General features: G+C 59.2%; 18 protein-coding genes. 13 read left to right on the forward strand and 5 right to left on the reverse strand.

All coding sequences use genetic code 11. From position 1 onward, the window contains the following. Positions 1–100 precede the first annotated feature (100 nt). From grxD to plzR, 3 genes are all read right to left on the reverse strand, one after another. A complete protein-coding gene (grxD, locus tag ACA074_RS22050) occupies positions 101–442 on the reverse strand; it encodes a Grx4 family monothiol glutaredoxin (RefSeq protein WP_187678175.1) in 342 nt (113 codons plus the stop codon). A gap of 97 nt (positions 443–539) precedes the next feature. Beyond that, complete coding sequence (locus ACA074_RS22055) at positions 540–2,645, reverse strand: molybdopterin oxidoreductase family protein (RefSeq protein ID WP_497677796.1); 2,106 nt, start codon at positions 2,643–2,645, stop codon at positions 540–542. Positions 2,646–2,780: 135 nt separating this feature from the next. Then, positions 2,781–3,071: a PlzR type 4 pili assembly inhibitor gene (gene plzR, locus ACA074_RS22060; RefSeq protein WP_103305479.1), complete on the reverse strand. Its 291-nt coding sequence runs from the start codon at positions 3,069–3,071 to the stop codon at positions 2,781–2,783. A 404-nt stretch (positions 3,072–3,475) separates the two neighbouring features. Between plzR and argF the strand changes: the two genes are divergently transcribed. Next, complete coding sequence (gene argF, locus ACA074_RS22065; protein WP_100845205.1) at positions 3,476–4,396, forward strand: ornithine carbamoyltransferase; 921 nt, start codon at positions 3,476–3,478, stop codon at positions 4,394–4,396. After that, positions 4,393–5,502, forward strand: a complete 1,110-nt coding sequence (locus tag ACA074_RS22070; RefSeq protein WP_489878826.1) for an ABC transporter ATP-binding protein — start codon at positions 4,393–4,395, stop codon at positions 5,500–5,502. The genes argF and ACA074_RS22070 overlap by 4 nt, the downstream gene beginning before the upstream one ends. A 77-nt stretch (positions 5,503–5,579) precedes the next feature. Here ACA074_RS22070 and ACA074_RS22075 read toward each other — a convergent pair whose 3' ends face one another. Beyond that, positions 5,580–6,362 carry a PhzF family phenazine biosynthesis protein gene (locus tag ACA074_RS22075; RefSeq protein WP_401266485.1) on the reverse strand — a complete coding sequence of 261 codons (783 nt, stop codon included), beginning with the start codon at positions 6,360–6,362 and terminating at the stop codon, positions 5,580–5,582. Positions 6,363–6,460: 98 nt separating this feature from the next. Continuing rightward, positions 6,461–6,931 carry a Cys-tRNA(Pro) deacylase gene (ybaK, locus tag ACA074_RS22080; protein WP_489878824.1) on the reverse strand — a complete coding sequence of 157 codons (471 nt, stop codon included), beginning with the start codon at positions 6,929–6,931 and terminating at the stop codon, positions 6,461–6,463. Between the two features lie 351 nt (positions 6,932–7,282). On the opposite strand from ybaK, the gene ACA074_RS22085 reads away from it, so the two are divergent. The 11 genes from ACA074_RS22085 (at position 7,283) to ACA074_RS22135 (ending at position 19,823) form a co-directional block, all read left to right on the forward strand. Then, positions 7,283–8,134 (forward strand): MIP/aquaporin family protein, encoded by an 852-nt coding sequence (locus ACA074_RS22085; RefSeq protein ID WP_187678181.1) that lies wholly within the window; start codon positions 7,283–7,285, stop codon positions 8,132–8,134. 77 nt (positions 8,135–8,211) lie between these two features. Then, positions 8,212–9,714: a glycerol kinase GlpK gene (gene glpK, locus ACA074_RS22090; RefSeq protein WP_187678182.1), complete on the forward strand. Its 1,503-nt coding sequence runs from the start codon at positions 8,212–8,214 to the stop codon at positions 9,712–9,714. Positions 9,715–9,809: 95 nt separating this feature from the next. Continuing rightward, positions 9,810–10,565 (forward strand): DeoR/GlpR family transcriptional regulator, encoded by a 756-nt coding sequence (locus tag ACA074_RS22095; RefSeq protein ID WP_007916700.1) that lies wholly within the window; start codon positions 9,810–9,812, stop codon positions 10,563–10,565. Positions 10,566–10,877: 312 nt separating this feature from the next. Then, entirely contained in the window at positions 10,878–12,413 is a 1,536-nt protein-coding gene (gene glpD / locus ACA074_RS22100) for a glycerol-3-phosphate dehydrogenase (RefSeq protein WP_497677797.1), read from the forward strand. Positions 12,414–12,761: 348 nt separating this feature from the next. Further along, positions 12,762–13,676 (forward strand): glutamate/aspartate ABC transporter substrate-binding protein, encoded by a 915-nt coding sequence (locus ACA074_RS22105; protein ID WP_187678184.1) that lies wholly within the window; start codon positions 12,762–12,764, stop codon positions 13,674–13,676. A 192-nt stretch (positions 13,677–13,868) separates the two neighbouring features. Then, the gene (locus tag ACA074_RS22110; RefSeq protein WP_042560752.1) at positions 13,869–14,615 is read left to right on the forward strand and encodes an amino acid ABC transporter permease; all 747 of its coding nucleotides are present in this window, start codon (positions 13,869–13,871) and stop codon (positions 14,613–14,615) included. Further along, a complete protein-coding gene (locus tag ACA074_RS22115) occupies positions 14,615–15,286 on the forward strand; it encodes an amino acid ABC transporter permease (RefSeq protein WP_095190467.1) in 672 nt (223 codons plus the stop codon). Before ACA074_RS22110 ends, ACA074_RS22115 begins: the two co-directional genes overlap by 1 nt. After that, positions 15,283–16,017, forward strand: coding sequence for an amino acid ABC transporter ATP-binding protein (locus ACA074_RS22120; RefSeq protein ID WP_187678185.1), 735 nt, complete (start codon positions 15,283–15,285; stop codon positions 16,015–16,017). The genes ACA074_RS22115 and ACA074_RS22120 overlap by 4 nt, the downstream gene beginning before the upstream one ends. Before the next feature lie 241 nt (positions 16,018–16,258). Further along, on the forward strand, positions 16,259–18,160 hold the full coding sequence (gene aauS / locus ACA074_RS22125) for a two-component sensor histidine kinase AauS (RefSeq protein ID WP_401266476.1): 1,902 nt from the start codon (positions 16,259–16,261) through the stop codon (positions 18,158–18,160). Next, positions 18,157–19,485, forward strand: coding sequence for a two-component response regulator AauR (aauR, locus tag ACA074_RS22130; protein WP_187680187.1), 1,329 nt, complete (start codon positions 18,157–18,159; stop codon positions 19,483–19,485). The genes aauS and aauR overlap by 4 nt, the downstream gene beginning before the upstream one ends. Continuing rightward, entirely contained in the window at positions 19,485–19,823 is a 339-nt protein-coding gene (locus ACA074_RS22135) for a GlpM family protein (RefSeq protein WP_325717581.1), read from the forward strand. The genes aauR and ACA074_RS22135 overlap by 1 nt, the downstream gene beginning before the upstream one ends. Positions 19,824–19,834 lie beyond the last annotated feature (11 nt).

Raw genomic sequence — 19,834 nt, forward strand, 5'->3', positions numbered from 1 at the left:
GCCCGCTAAACTTGCGACACTAAAAAGCCCCGCCCTCTTTCGAGGCGCGGGGCTTTTTATTGCCCGGGTTTCAGCATTTGCTGAAACCCACAGAAGCCAATCAGGCTTCGGACTTGTTCGCAGCAGCCGCTTCGACAGCAGCCTTGATGGTGGTTTGCAGCGAACCGTCTGCAGACATCTCGGTCATGATGTCGCTGCCGCCGACCAGCTCACCACCCACCCACAGTTGCGGGAAAGTCGGCCAGTTGGCGTACTTTGGCAGGTTGGCGCGGATTTCCGGGTTCTGCAGGATGTCCACGTACGCAAACTTTTCGCCACATGCCATCACAGCCTGCGCAGCTTTCGCGGAAAAGCCACACTGTGGGGCATTCGGCGAGCCTTTCATGTAAAGCAGAATGGTGTTGTTGGCAATCTGCTCTTTAATCGTTTCGATGATATCCATGGAGCACCTCGGCTGAACTTTCCGACTCATGGGTCGGCACGGTGGCGCATTGTAACGGAATCCCGAGCGCCATGCTCGGTCTCCCCGACAGACATGTTCAAGCCGCCGCCACTGTCACCGGCACGCCATTGAGCGCGGCATTACCGGACAACTCGTCGAGCTGGCATTCATCCGTCAGGTCGTTGGCACTCGAACCCGGCTGACCGCTGGCAATCGCCATCTGCACACCAGGGCGCGCATGGCCCCAACCGTGCGGCAGGCTGACCACGCCCCTCATCATGTCCAGACTGCTGAGCACTTCCACTTCGATCTGCCCGACCCGCGAACTGACCCGCACCAACTGACCGTCATTGAGCCCACGGCTGGCGAGATCATCCGGATGCATCAGCAACTGATGACGCGGCTTGCCCTTCACCAGACGATGGTAATTGTGCATCCACGAATTATTGCTGCGCACATGGCGGCGGCCAATCATTAACAGCTCATCGGCGGCCGGCGCCTGCAATGCGGCGAAGCGTGCGAGATCCGCGAGGATCTCCGGCGGCGCTGCTTGCACCCGCTGATCAGGCGTTTTCAGACGCTTCGCCAGATTCGGTTTCAACGCGCCCAGATCAACGCCATGGGGATGATCGAACAGCGTCGCCAGCGACAGCTTATGCTCTGAAGCATCGCCATAGAGGCCCATGCGCAGCCCCATGTCGATCATCTTCGCCGGCGGCATCGTTGGTTTGAGCTCCTTGCCGGTTTGCTCGGCAAAGGCCTTGGCCAACCCGACAAAGATCTCCCAGTCATGCAGCGCGCCCTCAGGCTTGGCGAGGATCGCGCGGTTGAAACGACTAACGTTGCGCACCGCGAACAGGTTGAACGTGGTGTCGTAGTGATCGTTCTCCAGCGCAGAAGTGGACGGCAGGATCAGGTCGGCATAACGGGTGGTTTCGTTGATGTACAGGTCGATGCTGACCATGAACTCCAGACCGTCCAGCGCTTGCTCCAATTGTCGGCCGTTGGGCGTCGACAACACCGGGTTGCCTGCAACGGTGATCAGCGCGCGGATCTGCCCCTCGCCTTCGGTGAGCATCTCTTCAGCCAGTGCCGACACCGGCAGTTCGCCGCCGTACTCGGGGCGCCCGGAAACACGGCTTTGCCATTTGTTGAAATGCCCGCCCGAGGTCGACGCCACCAGATCAACAGCAGGCTCGGTGCACAGCGCACCGCCGACGCGATCCAGGTTACCGGTCACCAGGTTGATCAACTGCACCACCCAGTGACACAAGGTGCCGAACGCCTGAGTCGATACGCCCATCCGCCCGTAGCACACCGCGCTTGGTGCGGCAGCAAAGTCGCGGGCCAGTTGGCGAATCTGTTCGGCGGGAACGGCGCACAACGGACTCATGGCTTCAGCGGTGAACGTCGCCACGGCGGCGCGGACTTCGTCCAGCCCATCGACTGGCAAATGACTGTCGCGGGTCAGGCCTTCATCAAACAACGTGTTGAGCATGCCAAACAGCAGCGCCGCATCGCCGCCCGGGCGCACGAACAGATGCTGATCGGCGATCGCTGCCGTCTCGCTGCGCCGTGGGTCGACCACCACCACTTTGCCGCCGCGCGCCTGAATCGCTTTCAGGCGTTTCTCCACGTCAGGCACAGTCATGATGCTGCCGTTGGACGCCAACGGATTACCACCGAGGATCAGCATGAAGTCGGTGTGATCGATGTCCGGGATCGGCAACAGCAAGCCATGGCCGTACATCAAGTAGCTGCTGAGGTGATGCGGCAATTGATCGACCGACGTCGCGGAATAACGATTGCGCGTCTTCAGCAGACCGAGGAAATAGTTGCTGTGAGTCATCAGCCCATAGTTATGCACACTCGGGTTGCCTTGATAGACCGCCACCGCGTTTTGCCCATGCCGTTCCTGAATCGCCGCCAGCCGCTCGGCCACCAGCGCGAACGCCTCGTCCCACTCGATCGGCAGCCATTCACTGCCGACCCGGCGCATCGGCTGGCGCAGGCGATCAGGATCATTCTGAATGTCTTGCAGGGCCACGGCCTTGGGGCAGATGTGGCCACGGCTGAAGGTGTCGAGAGCATCGCCCTTGATCGAGGTGATCGCGACAGCGCCATCAGTTTCGGTGGTCTCGATGGTCAGGCCGCAAATGGCTTCACACAGGTGGCAGGCACGGTGATGGAGAGTCTTGGTCATGGCCAGTCTCTGTTTTGTTCTGGGGCAGGTAATGACGCCTGCGGGAACAAAACTATGGCCCCTACGTCGGTGGGGCGCCAGCGACGTTCGTCTTGTGAATCGACGGCTATCAGGCGAGCCGATAGCCCGCCGCGATCAGTTGGACGGCAGTTGCGGCGGCGCCTGCAACTGGATTTCCTGAATGGTTTCGATCTGCTCGTGGGCGACGTGTACGCCGGTGAGTTCACCGATCAGCCGCCAGTGTTCGTCTAGCCCGGCGCTGATGGTCGCCATGCGGTCGATCATCTGCCGGCTGGCAGCCTTGACCACGTCGTCTTCGCTGCGCAGCAGTTCGAAGGACATCGAAGTGACCGATGCGGTGAGATGGGTCAGAGAGCGAGCCGTATGGCCCAGCAATTCCATTAACAGTTTTTCTTTCGATTCCATGCGGAGGCTTCCTGCGTCGCTCGAAACGTATTTATAACCCAGCACTTTGCTTTAGCAAATGTTTCAGACTGAGCATCCGACCAAGTGGTGGCATGGCGCCATGGTCGTAAACCGACCAAAGCGGCGCTATCCCCGCCAAACCGGATTGCCAAGCCCTGCGAGGCCAGTGTACAAAGAGGCTCGCTGCTGTCCTGAACCCGGTTTCAAATGCGTGACGACTCTATTAAGTCCGCCCTCCGAATCCCGCAAAAACCGTAGCCTATTGGAAAAACGCGACATTTAGTGTCAATATCGCGCCTCCCCCTATTTCGTCGCCCCGTGCGGCTTACGCCGCAGGTCTCGCCCGTTGTTCCGATAAACAAGGCTTTGAGCATCTGCGGTTTGTAGCAAAAAGGTAGTCAATGATGAGCGCAAGGCACTTTCTCTCCCTGATGGATTGCACGCCCGAAGAGCTGGTCAGCGTGATCCGTCGAGGCGTTGAGCTCAAGGACCTGCGTAACCGCGGCGTACTGTTCGAGCCTCTGAAAAACCGCGTGCTGGGGATGATCTTCGAGAAATCCTCGACCCGTACCCGGATCTCCTTCGAGGCCGGCATGATCCAGCTCGGCGGCCAGGCGATCTTCCTTTCGCCGCGCGACACCCAACTGGGCCGTGGCGAGCCGATCGGCGACTGCGCCATCGTCATGTCGAGCATGCTCGACGCGGTGATGATCCGTACCTTTGCCCACAGCACCCTGACCGAATTCGCCGCCAACTCGCGCGTGCCGGTGATCAATGGCCTGTCCGACGACCTGCACCCGTGCCAGTTGCTGGCCGACATGCAAACGTTCCTGGAACATCGCGGCTCGATTCAGGGCAAAACCGTGGCCTGGATCGGCGACGGCAACAACATGTGCAACAGCTATATAGAAGCGGCGATCCAGTTCGACTTCCAGTTGCGTATAGCCTGCCCCGAAGGCTACGAGCCGAACCCTGAATTCGTCGCCAAGGCCGGCGATCGCGTGACCATTGTCCGCGATCCGCAGGATGCCGTGCGCGGCGCGCATCTGGTCAGCACCGACGTCTGGACCTCTATGGGCCAGGAAGAGGAAACTGCCAAGCGCCTCAAGCTGTTCGCACCGTTTCAGGTCAACCGCGCCCTGCTCGATCTCGCTGCCGAGGACGTGCTGTTCATGCACTGCCTGCCCGCGCACCGTGGCGAAGAAATCAGCCTCGACCTGCTTGATGACCCGCGCTCCGTCGCTTGGGATCAGGCAGAAAACCGTCTCCACGCACAGAAGGCCCTGCTCGAGTTCCTCGTCGAACCGGCATATCACCACGCATGAGCCATGAATTACTGCTGAACCTGCGCAACCTCGCTTGCGGCTATCAAGACCAACGCGTGGTGCAGAACCTCAATCTGCACCTCAATGCCGGTGACATCGGCTGCCTGCTCGGCTCGTCCGGTTGCGGCAAGACCACCACTCTGCGTGCCATTGCCGGTTTCGAACCGGTGCACGAAGGTGAAATCACGTTGGGTGGCGAGACCATTTCCAGCGCCGGTTTCACCCTCGCGCCGGAGAAACGCCGGATCGGCATGGTGTTCCAGGACTACGCGCTGTTCCCGCACCTGAGCGTCGCGGACAACATCGCCTTCGGCATCCGCAAGCACCCGCACAAGGATCGCGTGACCGAAGAGCTGCTGGAACTGGTCAACCTGAAGAACCTTGGCAAGCGTTTCCCTCATGAGCTGTCCGGCGGCCAGCAACAGCGCGTTGCCCTCGCCCGCGCCTTGGCACCGGAACCGCAACTGCTGCTGCTCGACGAGCCGTTCTCCAACCTCGACGGCGAGTTGCGCCGCAAGCTCAGCCACGAAGTGCGCGACATCCTCAAGGCGCGTGGCACCAGTGCGATTCTGGTGACCCACGACCAGGAAGAAGCCTTCGCCGTGAGTGATCACGTTGGCGTCTTCAAGGAGGGTCGACTGGAACAGTGGGACACGCCCTACAACCTCTATCACGAACCGGCGACGCCGTTTGTGGCCAGTTTCATCGGTCAGGGTTACTTCATTCGAGGCCAACTGAACACTCCGGAATCGGTGCAGACCGAACTGGGTGAACTGCGCGGTAATCGTGCTTATACATGGCCGATTGGTGGTGCGGTGGATGTGCTGTTGCGTCCTGACGACATCGTTTATGCGCCGGACAGTCCGCTGAAGGCACGGATTATTGGCAAAACATTCCTCGGCGCCTCGACGCTCTATCGCCTGCAATTGCCGACGGGCTCGCAACTGGAATCGATTTTCCCGAGCCATGCTGATCATCAGGTTGGCGCAGAGGTCGGAATTCGTGTTGCCGCTGAACATCTGGTGTTGTTCCAGGCGAGTGGCAGCACAGCAGCGCAAATACCAGCAGTGGAAAACGGCGTGCGCCGATTCAGCACCGCTTATTAAGATCAAAAGATCGCAGCCTTCGGCAGCTCCTACATTGATCCCTGTAGGAGCTGCCGAAGGCTGCGATCTTTTAGCTTTTAAGCGAGCAACAACTTACCGCTCGCAACGAGCGTCGCATTGCCACCGATCTTCACCCGCTCACCCTCCAGCCGACAGAACAACTCCCCGCCCCGCGCCGAACGTTGGCACGCGGTCAGACTGGATTTACCCAGACGCTTCGACCAATACGGAATCAGACTGCAATGAGTCGAACCGGTCACTGGATCTTCATTGATGCCGATGGCCGGCGCGAAGTAGCGCGAGACAAAATCATGATGATTGCCGCGAGCTGTGACGATAGCGCCCAGCCATGGCAGTTTGGCCAGTGCGACCATATCCGGCTTGCAATCGAGCACGGCCTGCTCCGATTCCAGCACTACAAACAACTCATTTGACCCGAGCACATCCACTGCTTCGACGCCCAGCGCCCGCTCGACATCCAGCGTCACACCGATTTCCGACGGCACAATCGACGGGAAGTCCAACCACAAGCGGCCACCTTCGCGACTGACACTCAGCGGTCCGGACTTGCAAACGAAGTCCAGACGTTCGGCAGTTTCCTTGTAGATCTCGAACAGGACATAGGCACTGGCCAGCGTCGCGTGCCCACACAACGGCACTTCTGTAGTCGGGGTGAACCAGCGGATGTGCCAGGCCTGACCTTCACGCACCAGAAATGCGGTTTCCGCCAGATTGTGCTCGGCGGCGATCTTCTGCATCAACTCATCCGCCAGCCATGCGTCGAGTCGATAGACCATCGCCGGATTGCCACTGAACGGCCGATCACTGAATGCGTCGACCTGATAAAACTCGAGCTGCATAACCTTCTCCCTAAGTTCGTCGGCAGAGCATGCAGCGCGGGTCGGATCAGCGCCAGTGACAGAACCGGCCAATTTTCTTCATACAGCGCAGGCCGATCTCAGGTTCGACCAATCTCGGCGAATTTTGCCTGGGTATGTTCGGCCAAGACCATTGGCGCCAGCTCAACCTCTAGCCCGCGCCGACCGGCGCTGACATAAATAGTCGCAAAACCCTGGGCTGAACTATCGATAAAAGTGCGCAGGCGCTTCTTCTGACCCAACGGGCTTATGCCTCCCAACAGGTAACCGGTGGAACGCTGCGCGGCTGCCGGATCAGCCATCTCGACTTTCTTCACGCCGGCGGCATGCGCCAGACCTTTGAGGTCGAGCGTTCCGACGACCGGCACGACAGCCACTAACAATTCACCTTTTTCACTCGCCGCCAGCAGCGTCTTGAACACCTGAGCAGGCTCAAGCGCCAGTTTTTCTGCGGCCTCCAGCCCATAGGACGCGGCCTTCGGATCATGTTCGTAACTGTGCACGCGATGTTCGGCACGAACTTTTTTCAACAAGTCCAACGCAGGGGTCATGGCAGCTCCAGGCTCGGCAGTGGCAGAAAAAACCTGTGGCGGATTTTAGGCCATCGCACCACAAAAGGCTCTATTCCAAGCCACGTTTCCCGTGGGCTGCAGGCTTTTGAGCACGCGGATCACAAACGATCATTCACATAACGAATAGTTTAATTGTGACCGACAGTTCACTTTCGACCTTTGACAGGTTTGTTTCTTGTCTATATTTTTTCGAATCTGAATAATGTAAGAATTGTCGACATCGCAGCACTCAGCAGTAAACCGGGAACAGGATGGGGATCCTGCCCCGGGGAAAATCGCGCATTGCCCTGTTGGCAATGCGCCAGACAACAACAAAAATCGAGGTTTTCAATGACAACTGCTTTACAGCAACCTTCGCTCTCGGGCCAATGCATGGCCGAGTTTCTGGGGACTGCACTCCTGATCTTTTTCGGTACCGGTTGTGTCGCCGCGCTCAAAGTCGCGGGCGCCAGCTTCGGCCTGTGGGAAATCAGCATCATCTGGGGCGTCGGCGTGAGCATGGCGATCTACCTCACCGCAGGGGTTTCCGGTGCGCACCTCAATCCTGCTGTGAGCATTGCGCTGACAATCTTTGCTGACTTCGAAAAGCGCAAACTGCCGTTCTATATCGTCTCGCAGATTGCCGGCGCCTTCTGTGGTGCGCTGCTGGTCTACACGCTGTACAGCAATCTTTTCTTCGATTACGAACAAACTCACCAAATGGTTCGTGGCTCGGCTGCCAGCCTTGAGTTGGCGTCGGTGTTCTCCACTTTCCCGAACCCTGTGCTGTCTACCGCTCAGGCATTCCTGGTCGAGATGATCATCACTGCCATCCTGATGGGCGTGATCATGGCCCTGACCGATGACAACAACGGTCTGCCAAAAGGCCCGATGGCGCCGCTGCTGATCGGCCTGTTGATCGCGGTGATCGGCAGCTCGATGGGTCCGCTGACCGGTTTTGCGATGAACCCGGCACGAGACTTCGGTCCAAAACTGATGACTTTCTTCGCTGGCTGGGGTGAAATTTCCTTCACCGGCGCCCGTGAAATCCCGTACTTCCTGATTCCGATTTTTGCACCGATTGTCGGTGCCTGCCTCGGCGCTGCCGGGTATCGCGGGCTCATCGCCCGTCACCTGACCGGCGCCACACCTGCTACAAAGGATGCAGAACCGGCCATTGAAGGCAAACCAAGAACTTCTTGAAACAGTCGGCGCAGGCTCCTGCCCTATAGAGCCTGCGCCCCGGCCCACTCTCCCTTATTTCGTCCAAGGCAATCGACATGACCGACATTCAGAATAAGAACTACATCATTGCCCTCGATCAGGGTACGACCAGCTCCCGCGCGATCATTTTCGACCGCGACGCGAACGTGGTCTGCACCGCGCAGCGCGAATTCGCCCAGCATTACCCGCAGGCCGGTTGGGTTGAACACGACCCGATGGAAATCTTCGCCACCCAGAGCGCGGTGATGGTTGAAGCACTGGCCCAGGCCGGCCTGCATCACGATCAAGTGGCCGCCATCGGCATCACCAACCAGCGTGAAACCACCGTGGTCTGGGACAAGACCACCGGTCGCCCGGTCTACAACGCGATCGTCTGGCAGTGCCGCCGCAGCACCGAGATCTGCCAACAGCTCAAGCGTGACGGCCACGAAGACTATATCCGTGACACCACGGGCCTGGTCACCGACCCGTACTTCTCCGGCACCAAACTGAAGTGGATCCTCGACAACGTCGAAGGCAGCCGCGAGCGTGCGCGCAACGGCGAACTGCTGTTCGGCACCATCGATAGCTGGCTGATCTGGAAATTCACCGGCGGCAAAGTCCACGTCACCGACTACACCAACGCCTCGCGCACCATGCTCTTCAACATCCACTCGCTTGAGTGGGATTCGAAGATGCTGGAGATCCTCGACATCCCGCGCGAGATGCTCCCGGAAGTGAAAGCGTCTTCGGAAATTTACGGTCGCACCAAGAGCGGCATCGCCATCGGCGGTATCGCTGGTGACCAGCAAGCGGCACTGTTCGGCCAGATGTGCGTCGAGCCGGGCCAGGCAAAAAACACCTACGGCACTGGTTGCTTCCTGCTCATGAACACCGGCGACAAAGCGGTGAAATCCAAGCACGGCATGCTCACCACCATCGCTTGCGGCCCGCGCGGCGAAGTCGCCTATGCGCTGGAAGGTGCAGTGTTCAACGGCGGTTCGACCGTGCAGTGGCTGCGTGATGAACTGAAGATCATCAACGACGCCCACGACACCGAATACTTCGCCAGCAAGGTCAAGGACAGCAACGGCGTGTACCTGGTGCCGGCCTTCACGGGTCTGGGCGCTCCGTACTGGGACCCGTATGCCCGTGGCGCGCTGTTCGGCCTGACTCGCGGCGTGCGCGTGGATCACATCATCCGCGCCGCGCTGGAATCGATCGCCTATCAGACCCGCGACGTCCTCGACGCCATGCAACAGGACTCCGGCGAACGCCTGAAGGCTCTGCGCGTGGACGGCGGCGCAGTGGCGAACAACTTCCTGATGCAGTTCCAGGCGGACATCCTCGGCACTCAGGTCGAGCGCCCGCAAATGCGTGAAACCACGGCACTGGGCGCGGCTTACCTGGCCGGCCTGGCGTGCGGCTTCTGGGGCAGCCTGGAAGAACTGCGCGGCAAAGCGGTGATCGAGCGCGAATTCGAGCCGAGCCTGGACGAAGTCGAGAAAGAGAAGCTGTATAAAGGCTGGAAAAAAGCCGTCAGCCGTACCCGTGACTGGGCGCGTGAAGACGCTGAATAAGCCAGTCTGAGGACTGACTAAGGCTGGAAACTGGTCGGGAGCGGATTCCTGCGGCATCATGGGCAAATTTTGCACGGCAGCCCAAAGGAAGCCCCATGAATCTGCCTCCCCGTCAGCAGCAAATCCTCGAGCTGGTCCGCGAACGCGGCTATGTGAGCATCGAGGAAATGGCCACGCTGTTCGTTGTTACCCCGCAAACCATCCGCCGCGACATCAATCAGCTCGCGGAAGCCAATCTGCTGCGTCGCTACCATGGCGGTGCGGCCTATGATTCCAGCGTCGAAAACACTGCCTATGCGATGCGCGCCGATCAGATGCGCGATGAAAAGCAACGCATCGGTGAAGCCATCGCCGCGCAGATCCCCGATCATGCCTCGCTGTTCATCAATATCGGCACCACCACCGAATCGATTGCCCGCGCCCTGCTCAATCACAACCATCTGAAGATCATCACCAACAACCTGCACGTGGCATCGATGCTCAGTGCCAAGGATGATTTCGATGTGCTGCTGACCGGCGGCAACGTGCGCCGCGATGGCGGTGTTGTGGGTCAGGCGAGTGTGGATTTCATCAACCAGTTCAAGGTTGATTTCGCCTTGGTTGGCATCAGTGGTATCGACGAGGACGGCAGCCTGCTCGACTTCGATTATCAGGAAGTGCGGGTCTCCCAGGCGATCATTGCCAATGCACGGCAGGTGATTCTGGCGGCGGACTCGAGCAAGTTCGGACGTAACGCGATGATTCGCCTTGGGCCGATCAGCCTGATTGATTGTCTGGTCACCGATCAGCAGCCGGTGCCCGCGTTGGCGCAGTTGTTGAGTCAGCACAAGATTCGTTTAGAAGTCGTTTAACCCCCTCAGCATTCCCATGTGGCGAGGGGATCTATCCCCGAGGGGCTGCGAAGCGGCCCCCTCAGCATTTCAAAGTGGAACCTCGTTTGATGGTTTTGGGACTGCTTCGCAGTCCATCGGGGATAAATCCCCTCACCACAACCACTCTTCTTCGCCTATTAATGTTCGAAAATTTTCCTTTCCCTGCCCTTCGATGAGTTTTTTCAATCGAAGTCGACTGGCTGTGCGCGTGTTTATGGGCTACCATTTTCGCAAATGAACATTAATGTTCGATTTCCAATACATAAAATCAAAAGAGCCCGAGGCCAGCCGATGTCCACATCTACCTTGCGTACGCCCCCTATCTCCGAGATCTACGACCTCGCCGTCATCGGCGGCGGGATCAATGGGGTGGGGATCGCAGCGGATGCCGCCGGTCGCGGTCTATCGGTGTTCCTTTGCGAAAAAGATGACCTCGCCAGCCACACCTCGTCGGCCAGCAGCAAGTTGATCCACGGTGGCCTGCGCTACCTCGAACATTACGAGTTCCGTCTGGTACGCGAAGCACTGGCCGAGCGCGAAGTGCTGCTGACCAAGGCGCCGCACATCGTCAAGCCGATGCGCTTTGTGTTGCCGCACCGTCCGCACCTGCGTCCGGCGTGGATGATCCGTGCCGGTCTGTTCCTGTATGACAACCTCGGCAAACGCGAAAAGCTGCCAGGTTCGAAAAGCCTGAAGTTCGGCGCCGACAGCGCGTTGAAAAGCGAAATCAAGAACGGCTTCGAATATTCCGACTGCTGGGTCGATGATGCCCGCCTCGTTGTATTGAACGCCATGGCAGCCCGTGAAAAAGGCGCCCACGTCCACACCCAGACCCGTTGCGTCAGCGCCCGCCGCGCCAAGGGCCTGTGGCACCTGAACCTGGAACGCGCCGACGGCAGCCTGTTTTCGATTACCGCCAAAGCGCTGGTGAACGCCGCCGGTCCGTGGGTGGCCAAGTTCATTCGTGATGACCTGAAGATGGAATCGCCGTATGGCATCCGTCTGATTCAGGGCAGCCACATCATCGTGCCGAAACTGTACGAAGGTGAAAACGCGCACATTCTGCAAAACGAAGACCAGCGCATCGTCTTCACCATTCCATACCTGAACCACTTCACCCTGATCGGTACTACCGACCGTGAGTACACCGGCGATCCGGCCAAAGTGGCGATCACCGAGGGCGAAACCGATTACTTGCTGAAAGTAGTCAACGCCCACTTCAAGAAGCAGATTAGCCGCGACGACATCCAGCACAGCTATTCCGGCGTACGTCCGCTGTGCAACGACGAATCCGACAATCCGTCGGCCGTGACTCGCGATTACACCCTGGCACTGTCTGGCGGTACCGAAGAAGCGCCGTTGCTGTCGGTGTTCGGCGGCAAGCTGACTACCTATCGCAAACTCGCCGAATCGGCGATGGCGCAACTGATGCCGTTCTTCACCCAGATGCGCCCGAGCTGGACGGCCACCGCCACCCTGCCCGGCGGCGAAGACATGACCACCCCGCAGGCGCTGAGCGCGCTGATCCGCGACAAGTTCGACTTCGTACCGACCGAGATCGCTCGCCGCTGGTCCACCACCTACGGCAGCCGCACCTGGCGCATGCTCGAAGGTGTCGAGACCCTCGCCGATATGGGTGAACACATTGGTGGCGGGCTTTACACCCGTGAAGTCGATTACCTGTGCAGCGAAGAATGGGCGACAACCGCGCATGACATTCTGTGGCGCCGCAGCAAGCTGGGGTTGTTCACCACGCCGGCAGAGCAGGAAAAACTGGCGGCATATCTGGGCAAGGTCGAGCAGAATCGAAAGATTGAAGCGGCCTGATCTGAGCAGCGCTTGAACGAAAGCCCCTGAATTGTGAGATTCAGGGGCTTTTTTGTTGGACAGCCAGAACCAGCCCCCTCCCGGCCCTCTCCCCATTCGGTTTTCCGAACGCGACCTGACGGTCGATTCGGTTAACCGGATCAGTTTGATCTTAAAAAACCATCACAAAACTTTAATAACGTTATAAATCATATAGTTAATGACAGGCTGGTGGTCTGGCACGACTCATGCTCTACACTCTCTCGACGAATGCCTGTTGCGCCAACACTTCAGGAGCCGTCAGGCATTCGAAGCACAAAAGGGCCGACAAACTGGCTCCATAAAAAAAACAATGTCGAGGAAAATTTGATGCGCATCGTTCCCCATATCCTGGGCGCAGCCATTGCTGCCGCTCTGATCAGCACGCCAGTTTTCGCCGCCGAACTCACCGGCACCCTGAAGAAGATCAAAGAGTCCGGTGTGATCACCCTGGGCCACCGCGACGCCTCCATCCCGTTTTCCTACATCGCGGATGCTTCCGGCAAGCCGGTCGGCTACTCCCACGACATCCAGCTGGCCATCGTCGAAGCGATCAAGAAAGACCTCGACCTGCCAAACCTGCAAGTCAAATACAACCTGGTGACTTCGCAAACCCGTATCCCGCTGGTGCAGAACGGCACCGTGGACGTCGAGTGCGGCTCCACCACCAACAACGTCGAGCGTCAGCAGCAAGTTGACTTCTCCGTCGGCATCTTCGAAATCGGTACCCGTCTGCTGTCCAAGGTCGACTCGAAGTACAAGGATTTCGACGATCTGAAAGGCAAGAACGTCGTGACCACCGCCGGCACCACGTCCGAGCGCATCCTCAAGGCGATGAACGCCGACAAGCAGATGGGCATGAACGTCATCTCCGCCAAAGACCATGGCGAATCCTTCCAGATGCTGGAATCGGGTCGTGCCGTCGCGTTCATGATGGACGACGCCCTGCTGGCCGGCGAAGCCGCCAAGGCCAAGAAAGCCACCGACTGGGCCGTGACCGGCACTCCACAGTCGTACGAAATCTACGGCTGCATGATGCGCAAAGGTGACGAGCCGTTCAAAAAGGCTGTGGATGACGCTATCAAGGCGACCTACGCATCGGGCGCGATCAACAAGATCTACGAGAAGTGGTTCATGGCGCCGATCCCGCCAAAAGGCCTGAATCTGAACTTCCCGATGAGCGATGAGCTCAAGGCCCTGATCGCCAATCCGACCGACAAAGCGGCTGACGACAAGAAATCCTGATTTCTGACTAACCTTATCTCCTGAAGGGGCGCGGCCCTTTCAGGAGTTTGTCACTCCCTGCTGGCATTTTTTGGAAACACTCGAACCGGTGGCTATCGAGCCGATCGCGTGTGCCTGATCTTCACGATCAGGGAGGGAACGGAGTTCCCCAAGCGGGCACTTGTACATCGATCGAATCGAGGGGAGACCCTAATGAATTACAACTGGGACTGGAGCGTGTTCTTCAAGTCCACCGGCGTGGGCAGCGAGACTTATCTCGACTGGTTCATTTCCGGATTGGGCTGGACCATCGCCATCGCCATCGTGGCCTGGATCATCGCCCTGCTGCTGGGCTCGATACTGGGTGTCATGCGCACCGTGCCGAACCGCATCGTGTCGGGCATTGCGACCTGCTACGTCGAACTCTTCCGTAACGTGCCGCTGCTGGTTCAGCTGTTCATCTGGTACTTCCTGGTGCCCGACCTGCTGCCGGCGGATCTGCAGGAGTGGTACAAGCAGGACCTCAACCCGACCACCTCGGCCTACCTGAGTGTTGTCGTGTGCCTGGGCCTGTTCACCGCCGCGCGTGTTTGCGAACAAGTGCGCACCGGTATTCAGGCGCTGCCTCGCGGCCAGGAATCTGCCGCCCGCGCCATGGGTTTCAAGCTGCCGCAGATCTACTGGAACGTGCTGCTGCCCCAAGCCTACCGGATCATCATTCCGCCGCTTACCTCGGAATTTTTGAACGTGTTCAAGAACTCCTCCGTGGCCTCGCTGATCGGTTTGATGGAGCTGCTCGCGCAGACCAAACAGACCGCTGAGTTCTCGGCCAACCTGTTCGAAGCGTTCACCTTGGCGACCCTGATCTATTTCACCCTGAACATGAGCCTCATGCTGTTGATGCGCGTGGTCGAGAAGAAAGTGGCCGTGCCCGGCCTGATCTCCGTGGGGGGTAAATAATGGAATTCGATTTCAGTGGCATCGTCCCGGCCATTCCCGGTTTGTGGAACGGCATGGTGATGACCCTCAAGCTGATGGCCATGGGCGTGGTCGGCGGGATCATTCTCGGCACCATTCTGGCGCTGTGTCGTCTGTCGCATAACAAACTGCTGTCGAACGTTGCCGGTGCGTACGTCAACTATTTCCGTTCGATTCCGCTGCTGCTGGTGATCACCTGGTTCTACCTGGCGGTGCCGTTCGTGCTGCGCTGGATCACCGGCGAAGACACCCCGATTGGTGCGTTCACCTCGTGCATCGTGGCGTTCATGATGTTCGAAGCCGCGTACTTCTGCGAAATCGTCCGGGCCGGTGTGCAGTCGATTCCCAAAGGCCAGATGGGCGCAGCGCAAGCGCTGGGCATGAGCTACGGGCAGATGATGCGTCTGATCATCCTGCCGCAAGCCTTTCGCAAGATGACCCCGCTGCTGCTGCAGCAGAGCATCATTTTGTTCCAGGACACCTCGCTGGTTTACACCGTGGGCCTGGTGGACTTCCTCAACGCCTCCCGCGCCAGCGGCGACATCATTGGTCGTTCCAATGAGTTCCTGATTTTCGCCGGTGTCGTGTACTTCATCATCAGCTTTGCCGCCTCGCTGCTGGTCAAGCGTCTGCAAAAAAGGTTCGCCGTATGATCTCTATCAAAAACATCAACAAGTGGTATGGGGACTTCCAGGTGCTGACTGATTGCAGCACCGAGGTCAAAAAAGGCGAAGTGATCGTGGTCTGCGGCCCGTCGGGTTCCGGCAAATCGACCCTGATCAAATGCGTCAACGCGCTGGAGCCGTTCCAGAAAGGCGACGTCGTCGTGGACGGCACTTCGATTGCCGACCCGAAGACCAACCTGCCGAAACTGCGTTCGCGCGTGGGCATGGTGTTCCAGCATTTCGAACTGTTCCCGCACCTGACCATCACCGAAAACCTGACCATCGCGCAGATCAAGGTGTTGGGCCGCAGCAAGGAAGAGGCGACCAAAAAAGGTCTGCAACTGCTTGAGCGCGTCGGCTTGTCGGCCCACGCCCACAAGCACCCGGGGCAATTGTCCGGCGGTCAGCAACAGCGTGTGGCGATTGCCCGTGCGCTGGCGATGGACCCGATCGTCATGCTGTTCGACGAACCGACCTCGGCGCTCGACCCGGAAATGGTCAACGAAGTGCTCGACGTGATGGTGCAACTGGCCCACGAAGGGATGACCATGATGTGCGTGACCCACGAAATGGGCTTCGCTCGCAAAGTGGCTGATCGGGTGATCTTCATGGACGCCGGCAAGATCATCGAAGACTGCCCGAAAGAGGAGTTCTTCGGCGACATCAACGCCCGCTCCGAACGCGCACAGCATTTCCTCGAGAAGATTCTGCAGCACTAAAAGCAACAACCCGCTCCCCGACTATGGGGAGCGGGCTGCCTGACAATGAGATCCCCTGTGGTGAGGGGATTTATCCCCGATTGGGCTGCGAAGCGGCCCCAGCACTTCAAAGTCAAACAGCGTGCATAGGTTTGACGACTGCTGCGCAGCCGATCGGGGATAAATCCCCTCGCCACAGAGTTCACCTCCAAACCAGCGGTGATTCACAAACAAGTGTTGTGGTTGACCCAAGGCAACTGTGATGAAATGCGACCCCACTCTCTATCGCGCAGCGCCGCCATCACTTGCCGTGAAACCCCGTCTGATTCGTCATCTGTTCCTGCCGCCGCTGGTCATCGCCCTGATGATCGGCCTGGGCTTTATCGGCTTCTGGACCAGTGAGCATTTTGGTATTCGCAGCCTCGGCGAGAACGGCCAGCGCCAACTGGAACTGCACGCCCGTGCGGTCGAGAGCGAGATCAGCAAATACACCTACCTGCCCAGCCTGCTGGAACTGGAAACCAGTGTCCCGCAATTGCTGGCCGACCCGACCCCGGAACACCGGCAAACGGTCAATGCTTACCTTGAAGGCCTGAACCGGCGCAGCCGCAGTCGGGCTATCTACGTGATGGACACCACCGGCCGCGTCATGGCCACCAGCAACTGGCGCGATGTCGACAGTTACCTGGGTGAAGACCTGTCCTTCCGCGCCTACTTTCAGAAAGCCATACGGGGCGAACCCGGCCGCTTCTACGGGATCGGCAGCACCAACGGCGAACCCGGTTACTACCTGGCCCACGGCCTTGAAGAACACGGCAAGATCGTCGGCGTCGCCGTGGTCAAGGTGCGTCTGGAAGCCATGGAAGAACGCTGGCAACGGGCGCGCCTCGAAGCGTTTGTCAGTGACGAAAACGGCATCATCATTCTCTCCAGCGATCCGGCGCGGCGTTTGAAGTCGGTGGTTCCGCTGAGCGACGAGACCAAGGAAAAACTCGCCCGCAGTCTGCAGTACTACTGGTTCCCGCTTAATGAACTGCAACCGCTGGCAAGGGAGACATTGTCCGAAGGTGTGGAGAAACTCACCTTCCCGGCCAACAGCGAAGTCGATTCCGATGAAGACGACATCAGCTATCTGGCGCAGACCCGTCCCTTGAGCGACACACCGTGGAATTTCACCCTGCTCACGTCATTGCAGGATTTGCGGCGCGAAGCAATCAATCAGGGCATCCTGGTGGCCGTGGCGTTTGCTCTGGTGGCCTTCCTGCTGATCGCCTGGAACGAGCGACGCAAGGTCATCGCCACCCGCCTCGCCGCCCGCGAAGCCTTGCAGGAAGCCAACAATCAACTGGAGCGTCGGATTACCGAACGCACCGCCGACCTGCGCGCCAGCAACGATCGATTGAAGAGCCAGATCCGCGAGCGGCGTCAGGCCGAAGAGACGTTGCGCCGCGCCCAGGATGAACTGGTCCAGGCTGGCAAACTCGCCGCCATCGGCCAGATGTCCACCAGCATCGCCCACGAATTGAACCAGCCACTGGCAGCCATGCGCACGCTGTCGGGTAATACCGTGCGCTTTCTGGAGCGCGGTCAGCTGGATGTTGCCAGCACCAATCTCAAGACCATCAACGACCTGATCGACCGCATGGGCCGGATCACCGCCAGCCTGCGTTCGTTTGCCCGGCGCGGTGACAACCACGGCCAGGCCAGCCTCGGCAAAGCCGTCGATGCCGCGCTGCAATTGCTCGGCGCACGCCTGGAGAGTTCGGCGCTGCAACTGCACCGGCAATTCATGGATGTGCAATTGCATATCGACCAGACTCGCCTCGAACAGATTCTGGTCAACCTGATCGGCAACGCGCTCGACGCCATGCAGGCGCAACCGCTGCCGGAACTGTGGCTGGAAGGTGAAGAGTTCAACGGCAAATATCGCCTGCGGGTGCGCGACAACGGCCACGGCATCGACATTGAAGCACGCAAGCATCTGTTCGAACCGTTCTTCACCACCAAACCGGGTGAGCAAGGCCTGGGCCTGGGCCTGACCCTTTCCGCCAGCCTCGCCGCCGCCACGGGCGGGCATCTGGGTGTCGAACACCCGGCCAGCGGCGGCACCACCTTCGTCCTCAGTTTACCGTTGGTAAGCCCTACTCCTGCCGAGCCAATATGAACCACGACCTTAGTGTGCTGATCGTCGAAGACGACCCCCATGTGTTGCTCGGCTGCCAGCAAGCGCTGACGCTGGAAGACATTCCCTGCGTCGGCGTCGGCAGTGCCGAAGAAGCGCTGGAACGTGTCGGCGACAACTTTGCCGGGATCGTCATCAGCGACATTCGCTTGCCGGGCATCGATGGCCTGGAACTGCTGACCCGGCTCAAGCAACGCGACCGCAGTTTGCCGGTGGTGCTGATCACTGGCCACGGCGACATCTCCATGGCGGTCGGCGCGATGCAAAAAGGCGCCTACGACTTCATGGAGAAACCGTTCTCCCCCGAGCGTCTGGTGGATGTCGCGCGGCGTGCGCTGGAGCAACGCAGCCTCGCCCGCGAGGTTTCATCGCTGCGCCGGCAACTGGCCGAGCGTGATTCTCTTGAAGGACGCATCATCGGTCGCTCGCCGGCCATGCAGAACCTGCGCGAGCTGATCGCCAACGTCGCCGACACCTCGGCCAACGTGCTGATCGAAGGCGAAACCGGCACCGGCAAAGAACTGGTCGCCCGCTGCCTGCACGATTTCAGCCGCCGTCACAGCAAGCAGTTCGTCGCGCTGAACTGCGGTGGCCTGCCGGAAAACCTTTTTGAAAGCGAAATCTTCGGCCATGAAGCCAACGCTTTTACCGGCGCCGGCAAACGCCGGATCGGCAAGATCGAACACGCCGACGGCGGTACGCTGTTCCTCGATGAAGTGGAAAGCATGCCGCTGCCGTTGCAGATCAAACTGCTGCGCGTATTGCAGGAACGCACCCTTGAACGCCTCGGTTCGAACCAGAGTGTGGCGGTGGATTGCCGGGTGATTGCGGCGACGAAATCCGACCTCGACGAATCGAGCAAGGCTGGCGAGTTTCGCAGCGACTTGTACTACCGACTTAACGTGGTGACTCTGGAGTTGCCACCGCTGCGCGAACGCCGCGAAGACATCCTGCAACTGTTCGAACACTTCACTCAGCAATCAGCCCTGCGCTTCGACCGCGCGTTGCCGGAGCTGGACAACCAGACCCTGTCGAACCTGATGAGCCACGACTGGCCGGGCAACGTGCGTGAACTGCGCAACGTCGCCGAGCGTTTCGCCCTGGGTCTGCCGGCCTTCAAGAAATCCGGCGCCGGCAGCGCTGGCCAGGGCCTGGCGTTTGCCGAAGCAGTGGAAGCCTTCGAGCGCAATTTGCTCAGCGATGCCCTGCAACGCAGCGGCGGCAACCTGACACAGGCGAGCCTGGAACTGGGCATGGCCAAGACCACGCTGTTCGACAAAGTGAAAAAATACGGGCTGAGCCACTGATGGATCTACTACTGAAAGCCGCACTCGGCGCCGCCGTGGTCGTGATTCTCGCGGCACTGGCCAAGACCAAGAACTATTACATCGCAGGCCTGGTGCCGCTGTTTCCGACCTTTGCCTTGATCGCGCATTACATCGTCGGCAAGGGGCGTTCGATTGATGACCTGAAGACCACCATCGTGTTCGGCATGTGGTCGATCATTCCGTACTTTGTGTACCTGGCAACGTTGTATGTGATGGTCGACCGGATGCGGCTGGAGGCTTCGCTCGCCGTGGCGGCGGTGGCGTGGTTGATGGCGGCGACGGTGCTTGTCACGGTGTGGGTGCGTATCCATGCATGACCTACGCACAA

Source organism: Pseudomonas sp. LBUM1655 (assembly GCF_059716085.1).